At 48.7% G+C, this 16,243-nt stretch carries 12 protein-coding genes and 1 pseudogene; 9 read left to right on the forward strand and 4 right to left on the reverse strand.

Annotated features, from left to right (window positions below):
• Positions 1-55: 55 nt before the first annotated feature.
• Positions 56-952 carry a LysR family transcriptional regulator gene (locus tag AB3Y96_RS11740; protein WP_367299270.1) on the reverse strand — a complete coding sequence of 299 codons (897 nt, stop codon included), beginning with the start codon at positions 950-952 and terminating at the stop codon, positions 56-58.
• A 192-nt stretch (positions 953-1,144) separates the two neighbouring features.
• On the opposite strand from AB3Y96_RS11740, the gene AB3Y96_RS11745 reads away from it, so the two are divergent.
• Together AB3Y96_RS11745 and tus are read left to right on the forward strand one after the other, a co-directional pair.
• Complete coding sequence (locus tag AB3Y96_RS11745; protein ID WP_367300316.1) at positions 1,145-2,416, forward strand: MFS transporter; 1,272 nt, start codon at positions 1,145-1,147, stop codon at positions 2,414-2,416.
• Between the two features lie 186 nt (positions 2,417-2,602).
• Positions 2,603-3,535 carry a DNA replication terminus site-binding protein gene (gene tus, locus AB3Y96_RS11750; protein ID WP_367299271.1) on the forward strand — a complete coding sequence of 311 codons (933 nt, stop codon included), beginning with the start codon at positions 2,603-2,605 and terminating at the stop codon, positions 3,533-3,535.
• Between the two features lie 10 nt (positions 3,536-3,545).
• On the opposite strand, the gene fumC is transcribed toward tus, so the two are convergent.
• Complete coding sequence (fumC, locus tag AB3Y96_RS11755; RefSeq protein ID WP_367299272.1) at positions 3,546-4,946, reverse strand: class II fumarate hydratase; 1,401 nt, start codon at positions 4,944-4,946, stop codon at positions 3,546-3,548.
• Positions 4,947-5,156: 210 nt separating this feature from the next.
• On the opposite strand from fumC, the gene manA reads away from it, so the two are divergent.
• Together manA and AB3Y96_RS11765 are read left to right on the forward strand one after the other, a co-directional pair.
• Entirely contained in the window at positions 5,157-6,332 is a 1,176-nt protein-coding gene (gene manA, locus AB3Y96_RS11760) for a mannose-6-phosphate isomerase (RefSeq protein WP_367299273.1), read from the forward strand.
• A gap of 275 nt (positions 6,333-6,607) precedes the next feature.
• The gene (locus tag AB3Y96_RS11765; RefSeq protein ID WP_367299274.1) at positions 6,608-8,104 is read left to right on the forward strand and encodes a YdgA family protein; all 1,497 of its coding nucleotides are present in this window, start codon (positions 6,608-6,610) and stop codon (positions 8,102-8,104) included.
• A gap of 74 nt (positions 8,105-8,178) precedes the next feature.
• Here the strand turns inward: AB3Y96_RS11765 and malI are convergent, their stop codons facing one another.
• Positions 8,179-9,210 (reverse strand): Mal regulon transcriptional regulator MalI, encoded by a 1,032-nt coding sequence (gene malI, locus AB3Y96_RS11770; protein ID WP_072310447.1) that lies wholly within the window; start codon positions 9,208-9,210, stop codon positions 8,179-8,181.
• 249 nt (positions 9,211-9,459) lie between these two features.
• Between malI and malX the strand changes: the two genes are divergently transcribed.
• The 5 genes and pseudogenes from malX (at position 9,460) to add (ending at position 14,566) form a co-directional block, all read left to right on the forward strand.
• Positions 9,460-11,055, forward strand: a complete 1,596-nt coding sequence (gene malX / locus AB3Y96_RS11775) for a maltose/glucose-specific PTS transporter subunit IIBC (protein WP_367299275.1) — start codon at positions 9,460-9,462, stop codon at positions 11,053-11,055.
• A gap of 83 nt (positions 11,056-11,138) precedes the next feature.
• The gene (locus tag AB3Y96_RS11780; RefSeq protein ID WP_367299276.1) at positions 11,139-12,314 is read left to right on the forward strand and encodes a MalY/PatB family protein; all 1,176 of its coding nucleotides are present in this window, start codon (positions 11,139-11,141) and stop codon (positions 12,312-12,314) included.
• A 275-nt stretch (positions 12,315-12,589) separates the two neighbouring features.
• Positions 12,590-12,859, forward strand: a complete 270-nt coding sequence (locus tag AB3Y96_RS11785; protein ID WP_072310450.1) for a DUF1778 domain-containing protein — start codon at positions 12,590-12,592, stop codon at positions 12,857-12,859.
• A 3-nt stretch (positions 12,860-12,862) separates the two neighbouring features.
• Positions 12,863-13,387: a GNAT family N-acetyltransferase gene (locus AB3Y96_RS11790; RefSeq protein WP_367299277.1), complete on the forward strand. Its 525-nt coding sequence runs from the start codon at positions 12,863-12,865 to the stop codon at positions 13,385-13,387.
• Positions 13,388-13,580: 193 nt separating this feature from the next.
• Positions 13,581-14,566, forward strand: a pseudogene (add, locus tag AB3Y96_RS11795) (adenosine deaminase).
• Positions 14,567-15,238: 672 nt separating this feature from the next.
• On the opposite strand, the gene AB3Y96_RS11800 reads toward add, so the two are convergent.
• Positions 15,239-16,234 (reverse strand): bile acid:sodium symporter family protein, encoded by a 996-nt coding sequence (locus tag AB3Y96_RS11800; RefSeq protein ID WP_072309491.1) that lies wholly within the window; start codon positions 16,232-16,234, stop codon positions 15,239-15,241.
• Between the last annotated feature and the right edge of the window lie 9 nt (positions 16,235-16,243).

Raw genomic sequence — 16,243 nt, forward strand, 5'->3', positions numbered from 1 at the left:
TGATTTAGTGCACAAATAAGCCCAGCAATGGTCGATTTTAGCAGCAATTATTTATCTATGGTTGAGCAATCATTAAATTTATCAATGCCGTCGCCTGTGCGCTCAAAGGCCTATTTTTACTGTACGCTAACCAGATCTCCGTAAATGCTGTTTCCTCATCTAAGTATCTATAGCAAACACCATCCACCTTAATTCGCGTAAACGACGCGGGTAAAATAGACACCCCAAGCCCTGCGGATACCAACCCGACAATCGTCATCGCTTCCCCCACTTCTTGCGTGATATACGGTGTGATCCCCGCATTTTTCAGCAGCGTTAATATTTCATCGTGCAGTGCCGTTCCCACTTCTCTAGAAAAAAAGACAAAGGGCTGATTCGCCAAATCGCTAAACTTCAATCGCTCTCGCCCAGACGTTGCCAAAGGGTGATTCTGGTGTAATACCGCAACCAAAGGCTCACGCAGCAAAAGTTGATGAGTCAGCGTTTCGGGTAATCGCGTGTTACGCATCACGCCAATGTCGAGCTTTCCCTCTAACAGCGGCTCAATCTGCTGCTTAGTGTTCACCTCGCGCATTTGCATGTGAACCAAAGGAAAACGCTGCCGAAAAATAAACAGACTGCTAGCAACCAAACTGATAAAAGGAGCGGATGAGGTAAAGCCAATCTTCAAATTACCTAATTCACCTCGATGTGCTCGCGCGGCATTTTCTGCAGCCTGCGAAAGATGCTCCACAATTTCGTAGCACTCTTTTAGGAAGAGTTCTCCTGCTTGCGTGAGGCTGACATTTCGGTTGTTTCTTTCTAAAAGCCGAGCGCCCACTTCCACTTCAAGCGACTGAATTTGTTGGCTCAATGGCGGCTGAGAGATATTTAAACGCTCTGCTGCACGTCCAAAATGACACTCTTCAGCAACGGCAATAAAGTATTTGAGATGTCTAATTTCTATACGCATAGGCTAATTAATATCTTAAACGTCTTATTTTCATTTATTAATATATTAGACAATATATTCGGGGATACCTATGCTGAATTTATATCAGCCATTGTGACCTGCCGCACATAATATGGGCAAGCAGAGCTGATGAACCGTTTTACCCGATATTTTCGGTAAGGATACAGATTGGAAATCCCTCCGGCAGAAACAATGCCGCCTCGCATTGATTCAACCTCAAATGCGCTTGTTGTGTCGCCTGTAGCACCAACGCGCCGCGCGCTAAACAAACTTCCGTATATTGAACGTGGCCAACCCCAGTTTATCCGCGTGACTCTGGCGCTATTCTCCGCAGGCCTGGCAACCTTTGCCCTACTTTACTGTGTGCAACCGATTCTTCCTGTTCTATCGCACGATTTTGGTATTTCGCCGGCCAGCAGTAGCCTGTCACTTTCGGTCTCTACAGGGCTGCTTGCCGTTGGCCTGATGTTCACGGGCCCGTTATCAGACGCCATTGGGCGCAAGCAGGTGATGGTTACCGCGCTATTGATGGCAGCAATATGCACATTAATTTGTTCAATGATGACCAGCTGGCACGGTATTTTAGTGATGCGCGCGCTGGTTGGACTTTCTTTAAGCGGCGTTGCCGCAGTAGCCATGACCTATCTCAGCGAGGAGATAGATCCTGCCGTAGTCGCATTTTCGATGGGGCTGTACATCAGCGGTAACTCGATTGGTGGAATGAGCGGTCGTTTAGTCAGCGGCGTTCTGACTGATTTCTTCTCTTGGCGTATCGCGGTGGCAATTATTGGTTTGTTTGCCCTCGCCGCCGCGTTTATGTTTTGGAAAATCCTGCCTGCGTCGAAACACTTCAGGGCCACGCCCCTCCGCCCTAGGACATTGTTGATTAACTTTCGACTGCATTGGCATGATAAAGGCCTACCGCTACTTTTTGCTGAAGGCTTTCTGCTGATGGGAAGCTTCGTCACGCTGTTTAACTATATTGGGTATCGGCTGCTCGGCACGCCGTACTCTCTCAGCCAGGCGCTGGTCGGGTTGCTATCGGTCGTTTACCTGACAGGCTCATACAGTTCGCCTAAAGCCGGAGCGTTAACCAGCAAATTTGGTCGGGGGCCAGTGCTGACCGTTTCGATTCTTATTATGTTGATTGGGCTGTTGATTACGCTTTTTGCCCCACTGACCACCATTTTTATTGGCATGATGCTGTTTACTGCGGGCTTCTTTGCCGCTCATTCTGTGGCAAGCAGCTGGATTGGACGCCGCGCCCGCCGCGCTAAAGGCCAAGCATCATCACTCTACCTGTTCTGTTATTATGTCGGTTCTAGCGTGGCCGGTACTCTCGGTGGCGTGTTCTGGAATAACTATGGCTGGAACGGCATCGTAATTTTCCTTAGCGTAATGCTGGTTTTGGCACTGTGGATCAGTCGAGCACTAAAAAGATTGCCTGAAGCAAAGAGAATTTAACCCTCGAGCACCATCCCCGCATGGCGGGGATTCCGACAGACGACATCAATACTCCCCTTCGTTACTAAGCTCTTTCTCGGTTTAATAGGTAACGCTATCGCTTGAAATGTCATAGTGGCTACAGACAACGATTAGGGAATAACATACAATGTATGTTGTAACTAAATTATTGTGGTAGGAAAAACCATGTCTGCGAACCATGTTATCGATCGTATGAACACCTGTTTTCGCCAGCTTGAGCAAGGCTTAATTGAAATTGATGCTGTTTTGAAATCACTGACGCGGCTTCAGGCCAACGTATTTTTGCTGCCTGATATTGAGAAAGGTAAAGAACATGATGATATTACAAAAATCAGCGTTATCCCCTGCTCGGGTGAGGCTGCATTTGAAGTAGGTTTACAACATTTTCGTCGTTTGTTCATCCATCATCATGCACAGCATATCAGCAGCAAAGCCGCGGTTCGTATGCCCGGTGTGCTCTGTTTTTCAGCCAGTAACTCTCAGGTAAAATCCACCAGCGCCCTTATTACCGACGTTAACCAACTCAAGAAACAGCTGGAGAAGATTATCGCCGTTGAATCCGGTCTTCCCCCTGAGCAAAGGTTTGAATTTGTGCATGCTCATCTCAAAGGTTTGCTGACGCTGAGTGCCTATCGCTCCTTAACCGTGCTACACAACCCTTCGACCGTTCGCTTCGGGTGGGCGAATAAAAGCGTGATCAATAATATGAGTCGCGAAGAGATTACTAACCGCCTCGAGAAAAGTTTGTCTGCCAATCGCTCTGTTCCGCCCTACTCACGCGAGCAATGGGCGGCGATGGTAACAAAAGAGCTTGATGACATTATGCGTTTGCCGGAAGACGTTAAGCTGAAAATAAAACGGCCGGTTAAAGTCCAGCCGATTGCGCGAGTCTGGTATCAAGAAGAACAGAAGCAGGTACAACATCCCTGTAGCATGCCGCTTATCGCGTTAACGGATGAATTTAGCGAAACGCCCATCCCAATCCTTGGCGATTTGAGTGATTACGATGCGGAAAATATTAATGTTAAACATCGTCCGCGAGCTAAAAAGCTCGAACTCTTGATCCCTCGCTTGCACCTGTACCGTGAGCTTGAATAGCGTGACAACGTCACGCTTTAACGCGACTCCCCACCATATCTTGCGGCTTCACCCATTCATCAAACTGCGATTCAGTGACATAACCTAAAAGCAATGCCGACTCTTTTAGCGTTAACCCTTCGTGATGAGCCTTTTTGGCAATTTCGGCGGCCTTATCATAACCAATATGGATATTAAGCGCGGTCACTAACATAAGTGATTCGTTTAATAGCTGATTGATTCGAGGACGGTTGGGTTCAATGCCGCGCGCACAGTGCTCATTGAAACTCTCAATACCATCGGCCAGTAGGCGTATTGACTGTAAATAGTTATGAATAACTAATGGGCGGAAAACATTCAGTTCAAAATTACCTGACGCGCCGCCAATATTGATCGCCACATCGTTGCCCATTACCTGAGCACAAAGCATGGTTACCGCTTCACACTGCGTCGGATTAACTTTACCCGGCATAATTGAGCTGCCAGGTTCATTTTCAGGAATAAGAATCTCCCCGATCCCACAGCGCGGGCCGGATGCTAACCATCTTACATCGTTAGCAATTTTCATCATTGATGCAGCGAGTCCTTTTAAAGCGCCATGGGATTGAACCAGAGCGTCACAGCTGGCTAAGGCTTCGAACTTATTCGGCGCCGAGATAAAATCGCTACCGCTCAATTGCGCGATTGTTTTAGCCACGCGGACCGCATATTCAGGATGGGTATTCAGCCCCGTTCCTACCGCCGTTCCCCCCAGCGCTAATTCATAAAGATGCGCCAAACTATGTTCAATATGCTTTTTACTGTGCATCAGCATAGCGACCCAGCCAGAGATTTCTTGGCCTAACGTTAGCGGCGTCGCATCCTGTAAATGCGTGCGTCCAATTTTGACTATGTCGTCAAATTGCGCTGATTTATCTTGTAGAGTTTGTACCAAAACGTCTATTTGCGGCAGAAGTTGGAGGCGAATAGCTTGCACGGCGGCAACATGCATCGCCGTGGGGAAAACATCGTTTGAGCTTTGGCTTTTATTGACATCATCATTAGGATGAACTTTACGTTCATTTCCACGTTCGCCGCCAAGTAATTCACTGGCGCGATTCGCCAAAACTTCATTCATATTCATGTTACTTTGAGTTCCCGATCCGGTTTGCCATACGGCCAACGGAAACTCCTGATAACGAAAACCATCTATAACCTCTTGAGCCGCCTGCATAATAGCATCGGCTTTATCTTCACTCAGCAGGTCAAGATCGAGATTAACCTGCGCGGCGGCTTTCTTTACCAATGCCAAAGCATCAATGAGCGCCTGCGGCATTTTTTCCACCGAAATACGAAAATGCTCCAAAGAACGTTGCGTTTGCGCGCCCCACAGTCGCGCTTGAGGAACATCAATATCGCCCATAGAGTCTCTTTCAACACGCATAGCTGTCATATCTTCTCCTTGAGAATAAATGCATGATTCCGGTGAGTTAGCCATTGTTTCAATGAGTATAGCGGGATATCAACCAGTTAGAATGTGAGAGCTAAACGAATTTCTTACATCAATACCCTTGCATCAGATAGGTCCTCTCCTGTTTACTTACCGCCATGCTTTATTATTCATATTAACGTTTCGCTTTAACTTCACTCTAGGTTGATACCAATGCAAAAAATGATTAATGCCGTACAGAACTATGCTTGGGGCAGTCACGATGCGCTGAGCAAGCTGTATGGCTTCTCGAATCCAGACAACAAACCGATGGCTGAACTGTGGATGGGGGCTCATCCGCTCAGCAGCTCTAAAGTGTTGGATAAAAAAGGCAATAAGGTGTCATTACGCGATGAGATCGCCAAAGATCTGACGGGAAACCTAGGCAGCGCCGTCGCGAAGCGTTTTGGAGAACTGCCATTCTTATTCAAAGTCCTGTGCGCAGCACAGCCGCTGTCGATTCAAGTCCATCCAAGCAAACATGCTGCAGAGGAAGGTTTTGCGCGCGAGGAATCCGCAGGTATTGCGATCAACGCTGCAAATCGTAATTACAAAGATCCTAACCATAAACCCGAGCTGGTTTATGCGTTAACGCCTTTCAAAGCCATGAATGGATTTCGCGAATTCGCCGAAATTGCTCAGTTATTACAACCCGTAGCCACTGCGCATCCTGACATTGCGAAATTTATTCAGTCTCCAGACGCGCAGCATTTATCCGTACTATTTGGCAATTTGCTGAGCATGTCCGGTGAATTAAAAACACAGGCCTTAAGCGTGCTGGCCGAGGCGCTAAACCACCAGCAAGGGCCTGCATGGGACGCCGTACGCGGTATTGCTCGTTTCTATCCAGACGACAGTGGTCTCTTCTCGCCGTTGCTGCTCAATACCGTTGAGCTTGAACCAGGCCAAAGTATGTTCCTGTATGCAGAAACTCCGCACGCGTATCTGGATGGCGTCGGCTTGGAAATCATGGCGAACTCCGACAACGTGCTGCGTGCGGGCCTAACGCCAAAATACATCGATGTGCCAGAGCTATTAGCCAATGTGAAGTTTATTGCTAAGCCGGCTAACACGTTGCTGACCACTCCTGTTGTGAACGAACACGAAACTCGCTTCCCTATTCCGGTGGAAGACTTTGCCTTTGCCGTGCATACCCTGACCGAGACGCCACAGCCATTAGCGCAAGAAAGTGCGGCGATTTTGTTCTGTGTTACCGGTGAGGCCACGTTGGTCAAAGGCGAGCAGCGTATCGTGCTGGTTCCCGGCGAATCCTGTTATCTGCCCGCCAGTGAGTCACCGGTACAGGTGCAAGGCCATGGCCAATTAGCGCGCGTATTTAACGAACTCTGATTTATGCTATGAAAATAAACCTAGTGTAAACCTTGGTGGAAGTATCCCTTTCCCCAGCAAATTCAGATAAGTATTTGCGAATGGGCTTGGTTTACATTGCATGGGTTTAAAGCCACAATGAAAAGCGCCTACGGGCGTTTTTTTGTTATACCCGTCATACTTCAAGCAACTTGAATTTTTTTGGGTACGTACGATCTATCATCATTTGTTCGACACGCCGTTTTTGAGGCATTTCCCTCGCGGCAGCACATTTAAGGCTTAAGGAAGAACTCAATATGAAAAAATCAGCTGTCGCGGTTGCGGTCATTGTGGTGTTAGGCGCAGCCTGGACCGGAGCCTCTTGGTATACCGGAAAGCTCATTGAGCAACGAATGACGACTGAGGTTGAGAACGTCAATAGCCAGATCAACAATTACTTCCCTAAAGCGGGGCTAAAGCTCAGCTACGAAGACTACAACCGCCATCTGTTCTCGACCGATGTTCGCTATATTCTGCAAAATGACCCGACCTTCAAAGGCGAACCAAGTCTTAAAGCCGGTGAGCAAATTGTACTGAAAGAAACCATTACCCACGGGCCATTCCCGCTCGCACAGCTCAAGAACTTCAACTTTGTGCCGAGTATGGCATCCGTACATACCGAATTAGAAAACACGCCAGCGGTAAAAGCGTTATTTGATGCCACTAAGGGCAAATCGCTGATCGATGCGGATACCCGTATCGCCTATAACGGTGATACACAGTCGAAAGTTACACTGATCCCTGTCGACTACGCGAAAGACAAAATTTCGGTGAAATTTGACGGCGCAGTGATTAACGCCGACGTTGCCAAAGATCTTTCCACGCTGAAATTCGACATGAACAGCGATAACGTGGTGATTTCCGCACCAAATGAAATGAGCCAGCAAGAGCAAATCACCCTGCAAGGCTTCACTATGGAAAGCGACAGCCATCGCGGCAAGTTTGACCTGAATATCGGCTCGCAGAAAATGAATGCCAAGCATCTATCGGTGTCTGTTGATGGCAAAGAATCTGCCGTGCTTGATGGCTTCAAGCTAGACGCGAACGTCGGCGAAGATGATAAAAACCTTAATGGCGTGCTGAACTACACGCTTGATGCGCTAAAAATCAGCGGTAAAGACTTCGGTCAGGGGGCGTTAACGCTGAAATTTAACGGCGTTGATGGGAAAGGATTGAAAACCTTCACCTCGCAGTACAATGATTTTATCAATCGCCAACTGGCGCAGGGCGACGACGTCGATCCTGATATCTATCAGCAAGAGTTAGCGGCGCTGGTTGAAAAGAATATGCCTGCCCTACTCGCCGGCAACCCAACGCTGAATATTCAACCGCTGAGCTGGAAAACTTCTCAGGGTGAAAGCCAGTTTAGTCTCGATCTCAACCTTGCTAATCCTCAGCCACAGACAGAAACCACCAGCGAGCCGTTGATGTTGCAGTCAATCAAAAAATTGGATGCAAAACTGGCGATCTCCATGCCAATGGCAACCCAGTTAGCCTCTCAGGCTGCCGAGCTGGAAGGCTATAATGCTGAAGAAGCCACGCGCTTGGCAGGACAGCAAGTCCAAGGCATTTCAGCCATGGGCCAGATGTTTAAACTGACAACGCAAAAAGACAACGTGATTTCGAGCAGCTTCAGCTATGCCGATGGTCAGGTTGATTTGAATGGCACCAAAATGCCGCTGGCTCAGTTTGTTGGCCTGTTTGGGATTTTAGGTGGTATGCAGGATCAGAGCGAAGCCCCTGCGGGGAATTGATTCAGCATTCAGACACGATGTTAACGATAAGCGGCCTCTGTTGGGGCCGTTTTTTTAAGCTAATTCAGAAAGGATTACGCCGAGCCTCTGGCAATCAGCTTTGGTGGCAAAATAATATGTTGGACTTGTTCATCCGGCGCATCAATGCGCTGTAGCATCCGGTTCGCCGCGCTATAGCCAATTTCACGCGCAGAGCTACTGATAAAAGTTAGCGGAGGGTCGGTCAGCTCCGCTTCAGGCACATCCCCAAAACCTATTAATGCCACCTGACGCGAATAGTAGCTTTCGTTTTCGTCTTTACCCACGCTATTGCCCATGCCGATTACGCCAAAATAAGCGCCCATGGCAATAGACGCCTTATGGCACAAGATAGCCGTTATCTTCGGGTGATGATTGAGCAGTTTTTTGGTGGCTTCAGCCGCCTCTTGTTGCTTACAGTCGCACTCGACGACCCATTCCGATTTGAACGGCAGACCATATTGGATCAAGGTTCCGCAAAACCCACCTAAGCGTTCAGCACGGGTAAGCGAACTACTTTCACCGCCCAGATAAGCAATCTGGCGATGACCATGCTTGATCAGATATTCCGTCGCCATCTTTGCTGCCTGCGAGTTATCAGGGCGAATAACGTCGATATCATCAAATTCGCTGGCTCGGGCGGCGCATACCAGCGGCAAATGCATATCTCGCGCTTTTTGTTTCATCTCATCGCTAAGAAAACGTCCGCTGCCAACAATAATGCCATCAACACCATAACCGCTCAGGCTATCGAGGCAACGAGCGAGATGCAGCCCATTTTTTCCACACTGGGTAAGAAATAACACCTTGCCCTGCGCTTCCAGAATTTCGCTAATTCCTGCCGCGACTTCAGCATAAAACGGCTCGCTAATATCACTAACGATAAGCCCGATCACGTTAGACACGCTTCCGCGCAGCATCGCTGCCTGTTGGTTGCGGACATAACCAAGGGTTTCAATCGCCGAGTTAACACGATGGCAGGTTTTATCAGAAATACGCCCCTTGCCGCTAAGGACCAGAGAAACGGTAGTGACTGATACGCCTGCATGCTGCGCCACGTCGGTTATGGTGATCTTTTTCGGGTTCATGCCGTTAATTATTCACTTATCGATAGCATAGGGTGTTCATTTCTGTAGGTTATTTTACCGTATTTTTTAGTAAAACATTTAATCCAATCTCGCATAATTCACATTAACACTGATTTTTAGAACTGTGATCCGGCAAATGGTTTTGTTTGGTAAAACGTTTTATCTTCTTTTACCAGAAAGACTAAGACTAATTGATGATTTTTATTAGACACAGCGATCCATCAAAGGATCTTTCCATCAGGAGTTACCATGCCCAGCCCGACCAAACAAAAAATTACGCTATGGGAGTTTTTCCAAAGCCTTGGTAAGACCTTTATGCTGCCCGTGGCGCTGCTCTCTTTCTGCGGCATTATGCTGGGAATTGGTAGCTCGCTGAGCAGCCGCGATGTTTTAACGTTGCTGCCAGTACTGGATCATACCCCGCTTCAGCTGCTGTTTACTTGGATGAGCAAAATCGGCTCCTTCGGCTTTAGCTTCCTGCCGGTGATGTTCGCCGTTGCTATCCCGCTGGGTATGGCGCGCGATAACAAAGGCGTCGCTGCATTTGCGGGTTTTGTAGGTTTTACCGTATTTAATCTGGCCACTAACTTCTATCTGACGACCAAAGGGATTTTGCCTAGCGTTGATCCTCTGGTGCTGAAAGCCAATAACATTCAAACCGTGCTGGGTATTCAGTCTATTGATACCGGTATTTTGGGTGCGATTATCGTCGGGATTGTGGTGTTCTTGCTGCACGAACGCTTTAGCACTATTCGCCTCCCTGATGCGCTTTCATTCTTCGGCGGTACCCGTTTCGTTCCAATTATCACGCTGCTGGTTTTAGGCCTGCTGGGTCTGCTGGTTCCATTGATCTGGCCGTGGTTCGCTATGGGCATTAATGGTCTTGGTCGCCTTATCCATAGCGCTGGCGCATTTGGTCCGATGATCTTCGGTACCGGCGAGCGTCTGCTGTTACCGTTTGGTTTGCAGCACATTCTGGTTGCCATTATTCGCTTCACCGAAGCAGGCGGCACCATGGACGTTTGTGGTCACTCCGTTAGCGGTGCATTGACCATCTTCCAAGCTCAGCTTTCTTGCCCAACCACTCACGGTTTCTCTGAAAGCGCAACGCAGTTCCTGTCTCAGGGCAAAATGCCTGCCTTCTTGGGCGGTTTACCGGGTGCAGCTCTAGCGATGTACCACTGTGCGCGTCCTGAGAACCGTCATAAAATTAAAGGCCTGCTGATTTCTGGCGTGGTTGCCTGTGTTGTTGGAGGTACCACTGAGCCGCTCGAATTCCTGTTCCTGTTTGTCGCGCCGTTCTTGTATCTGATCCACGCTATTCTGACTGGCTTGGGCTTCACCATCATGTCCGTACTCGGCGTGACTATCGGTAACACCGACGGCAACATCATCGATTTCGTGGTCTTTGGTGTTCTGCACGGTCTGCAAACCAAATGGTATATGGTTCCTGTGGTGGCCGCGGTGTGGTTCGTTGCCTACTACGCAATCTTCCGTTTCGCTATCACTCGCTTCAATATCAAAACGCCGGGACGTGATATCGATAACAGCACCACCAGCGAAAAATCCGCGAAGGCGGCCTCTGCAAGCAAATCGGGCTATGACACCCCGGGGATTCTGGTTGCACTGGGCGGCGCGGATAATATCGTGTCACTCGACAACTGTATTACCCGTCTGCGTCTCTCGGTGAAAGACATGAAGCTGATTGACGATGCCACGCTGAAAAACCTGCGAGCGATTGGCGTGGTGCATGTGAATGAACATAATTTACAGGTTGTCATTGGGCCACAGGTACAGTCGGTGAAAGATGAATTAGACTACCTAATAGCTCAGCCAAGCGTATAACCTTGTTTGACCATACATTTGGGGCGCTTAGCGCCCCGCTTTATTTCTCATTCGAGCAAACATCAAATTAAGGCGAATGAAATATGTTTGATTTTTCTAAAACTGTTGACCGTCACGGCACGTGGTGTACCCAGTGGGATTATATCGGCGATCGTTTTGGTGTTAACGATCTACTGCCTTTCACCATTTCCGACATGGATTTTGCGACTGCCCCATGCATTACGCAGGCACTGGAAAAACGCATTGCACACGGCGTGCTCGGCTACAGTCGCTGGCAGCACGAAGATTTCCTCGGCGCACTGCGTCATTGGTACGCTAAGCGTTTTAACAGCGCCATAGACACCGATACAGCTGTTTATGGCCCCTCCGTGATCTATATGGTGGCACAGTTCATTCGCCTGTGGACTCAACCCGGTGAATGCGTTGTTACTCATACACCCGCCTACGATGCTTTCTACAAAGTCGTGCTTGGCAATCAGCGTCAATTGCTAGCCTGCCCGATGAAGCAGTCTGAGGGGGAATGGTTCTGCGACATGGCTCATTTGGAAGCGCTACTGGCTCGTCCGCAGACCAAAGTACTGCTGTTATGCAGCCCGCAAAACCCAACGGGTAAAGTCTGGACACGTGCGGAACTTGAAACCATGGCTGAGCTGTGTGAGCGCCATGACGTGAAAGTTATCAGTGATGAAATTCACATGGATATGACGTGGGGCGATCGCCAGCATCTGCCGTGGAATGAAGTGGGCAAAACACCGTGGGCATTGCTGACCTCCGCCTCAAAATCCTTCAATATCCCTGCGTTAACCGGCGCCTATGGTTTTATTAACGATCCAGCCACTCGCGACGCTTATTTCTTGCAGCTTAAAAGCAAAGATGGTCTTTCGTCTCCGGCAGTGCTTGCGGTTGCGGCGCATATCGCCGCCTACCGAGAAGGTCAGCCGTGGCTAGATGAACTGCGCGCTTATTTGCAGGCCAATCTGGAATACGTTGCCACCGAACTTAACCAAGCCTTCCCACAATTGGCATGGAAAATCCCGCAGGCCACCTATTTAGCCTGGATAGACCTGCGTGTCCTGGGCGTGGATGACCAAGAGCTACAGCGCGTACTCATCGATGAGGAAAAAGTGGCGATTATGCCCGGCTTTACCTACGGTGAAGAAGGCCGCGGTTTTGTTCGCCTTAACGTTGGCTGCCCACGCAGCAAGGTTGAATTAGGTGTGCAAAAACTGATTTCTGCTTTAAAAAAGTTAGTTAAGTAGTCAGCCTCCCCCCGCAGCTACCCAGCGGCGGGGGCATTTAGTCCTCTTCAAAATTGGCAGCTAAACCTACTGACGCCATAACCAAACGCCCCTCAAAACTCATAATCTCAAGCATCAAATGATCTCGCTAACTGATTTATTGGTTGAAAGTTTGTTCAAGCACTTCTATAGTCTACGTACGGAAAAATACCGTACACATCCATATTGAATTAAACGGCTCAAACCTAATCTTTAAAACAAAAAAATGACTGCCGCGAGCCGTCGAGGAATACAGCATGTCTGCATTAAAAAAACAGCGTATCGATCTTCGATTAACTGATGAAGATAAAAACGCAATTGAAGAAGCTGCGGCTATGTCCAACCAAACTATCACGCAGTTTATGCTTACCAGCGCTTCTGAACGCGCTGCGGAAGTTATCGAGCAACACCGTCGTCTGATCCTCAGCGATGAATCATGGAATCTGGTGATGGACGCCATCAGTAACCCTCCAGCGCCAAACGATAGACTTAAACGAGCAGCCAAACGTCTACAGAGCATGGAGTAAAGCATGGCTGAGTTAGCGATTGAGATTTTTTCCAGTGAGGCCGAATACGATTTCTCTGGCTTTGACTGCGGCGAAGAATCTCTGAATGTTTTTCTTAGCGATCATCTTGCGCGCCAGCATAATGCACGAATTTTACGTGGCTATGTGCTCATAACCCAAACGCCAAAACCCAAAGTAGTTGGCTATTACACGCTATCTGGCAGTTGCTTCGAGAAGGAAACGCTTCCATCCAATACACAGAAACGCAAAGTACCTTACGTTAACGTGCCCAGTATCACTCTAGGGCGTCTAGCGATTCAAAAAGAGCTGCATGGACAAGAGTGGGGAACGGCGCTGGTTACTCACGCGATGCAAGTCGTTTATCGAGCATCGCTAGCCGTGGGTGTTCATGGCATGTTTGTCGATGCACTCAATGATAAAGCGAAGCAGTTCTACCTGAAACTTGGGTTTATTGCTCTTACAGGCAATAACGCAAACTCGCTTTTCTACCCAACCAAATCCATCGAAAAGTTGTTCGAAGAACAATAAAATATTCCATAATACTTATCTTGATTTCTTACCATACGCCATAACTGTATATTTATACAGCACCCCGCAAATTTTAGACTTCTCGCCATTATTTGTGATGAATATCACGTTTTTATGCAACTTACTGGTAATTTGCAGTGTATTGTTTTTATACTGTTACGCACTTTATCCAGAATAACTGAGAGTGCATATCATGATTGACATCCGCCTTCCTCTGACCGATATCCATCGTCATCTTGACGGTAACATTCGTCCACAAACTATTCTGGAACTGGGTCGTCAGTTCAATCTGACTCTGCCCGCTGAAGAACTGGAAGCCCTGCGCCCCCACGTGCAAATCACCGATACCGCTCCAGACTTAGTCAGTTTTTTACAGAAGCTGGATTGGGGCGTTGCCGTTTTAGGTTCACTCGATGCCTGCCGCCGCGTTGCCTATGAAAACGTGGAAGACGCACTTCGTGCAGGTATTGACTATGCAGAGCTGCGTTTTTCACCCTATTACATGGCGATGAAACATCAGCTACCCGTTCAAGGCGTGGTTGAAGCCGTGATCCTGGCGTTCGTGATTATGGCGTTGAGACTCGCCTCATCGGCATCATGAGCCGCACTTTTGGCGAAAGCGCCTGTTTGAAAGAGCTAGATGCCCTGCTGGCCTGCCGTGAAGGCATCACCGCATTGGATTTGGCCGGTGACGAACTGGGCTTCCCTGGCTCCTTATTCCTTAATCATTTCAATCGTGCACGCGATGCCGGCTTACATATTACGGTTCACGCGGGTGAAGCAGCCGGCCCTGAAAGTATCTGGCAAGCCATTCATGAATTAGGCGCGGAACGCATCGGCCACGGCGTCAAAGCGGTCGAAGATGCCAAGCTGCTGGATTATTTGGCTGAAAATCGTATCGGGATGGAATCGTGCCTGACGTCAAATATTCAAACCAGCACCGTGGCTTCACTGGAAAATCACCCACTAAAAGCCTTCTTACGTCACGGTATTCTGGCCTCAATTAACACTGACGATCCCGCGGTCGAAGGTATTGAGCTGGCACATGAGTATAACGTTGCCGCACCTGCCGCAGGTTTAACGCCAGAAGAAATCCGTACCGCCCAGATCAATGGGTTGGAGATGGCGTTTATTTCTGCAGAAGAGAAACGCGCTCTGCGAGAGAAGAAAATCGGGTAGGGTTGAGTCGGTGGAAGGTGAGAGGTGAAAGGTGAAAGATTTCGTCCGCCTATCAATAACAGCTATCACATATAGCTAAATCTAAGGCGTACGATGAGGGGCGCCAGCGCGCGCCCCTTCAATCCTCGCGCTTTTATCCGAGACGCCATCTCCGCGCCGGGTCGGCATGCGCCATCCTGGCGCCTCCTCCCCTAACGCTAACATCCTGTTAGCGTTGCTCTTTCTTCGAAGACATAAACAAATAAAATCTTTTGAATTTGATTTTGACCTTTTCTGGCACGTTGTTTTTCAGCCGAATAGAGGAATGAAGGCTAGGATTCGCCGACAGGGACGTCGGCGAAAGAACGGAGGAGCCAGGATGGCGATTGCCGTTCGTTCCGTTAAAGCCGGAATGACGAGATGAGGGAACCTGCGAAGCAGGCTGAAGAACGGTGCCAAGCCGGGTTGTTAGGGGGCGGCGACTGGCCCCCTAACACGGACGCCTGCACGGTTTAAATGTGGAGTTCAGTGTTTTAGGCGGACGTAATCTCACACAACCCCGACATACTCCCAATAGGCGTACGAAACCTTACACAAAACCGACATACTCCCAATAGGCGTACGTAACCTCACACAAAACCGACATACTCCCAATAGGCGGACGTAACCTCACACAACCCCGACATACTCCCCCTATTCCTCCACCCGCCCCTCAGCCACCTTCTTCCCTCGATTCACATATCTTTGCGCCAAAACCGCACATACCATCAGCTGGATTTGGTGGAAAATCATCAATGGCAAAACCATCATACCCACCGCGGAGGCTGGGAAAAGTACGTTTGCCATCGGGATCCCGTTCGCCAAGCTCTTTTTAGAGCCACAAAATACAATAGTGATTTCATCTGCGGTGTTAAACCCTAGCCAACGAGCCGCAAAGGTGTTAATGACCAGCACAATCGCTAGCAGCACGGTGGAGAAGACAACGATAGACAACAGTGACCAGACGTCAATCTGGTGCCAAATTCCTTCAATAACGGCTGCGCTGAATGCGGTATAGACCACTAACAAAATCGAAGATCGGTCAGTGATATTAATCAGCTTACGGTGACGTTCGACCCATTTGGCAATGAGAGGACGAGATAAATGCCCCACCACAAACGGAACCATCAGCTGTAGGATAATTGCGCCAATTGCGTGCAGCGTATCGGTTTCACCACCCTGCGTATGCATCAACAGTCCCACCAGCAGTGGCGAAAGGAACACGCCAAGAATGCTAGACGCCGATGCGCTACAAATTGCGGCGGCGACGTTTCCCCCCGCCATTGAGGTATAAGCAATCGCCGACTGAACGGTTGCAGGCAATGCGCATAAATAAAGGAAACCAAGGTAGAGCGCAGGGCTCAAAAGATTAGGCACCACCACGTTGAGCGCTAACCCTAGTAGAGGGAAAAGCGCAAAGGTGCTGAGAAAGACGACTAAATGCAGCTTCCAATGACCCATGCCAGAAACAATGGCTTCACGTGAAAGTTTGGCGCCGTGCATAAAAAACAGCAACGCAATCGCCGCAGTGGTGAGATGTTCAAAGATCGTTTTGTAAATCCCTTCACAAGGGAATAACGACGCCAGAATCACCACGCAAATCAGAACCAGTAAAAACTTATCAATACGCAAACGTTGCAGCCAAGACATAACTCAACA

Source organism: Hafnia alvei (genome assembly GCF_964063325.1).
In the GTDB taxonomy this organism is placed as follows: domain Bacteria; phylum Pseudomonadota; class Gammaproteobacteria; order Enterobacterales; family Enterobacteriaceae; genus Hafnia; species Hafnia alvei_B.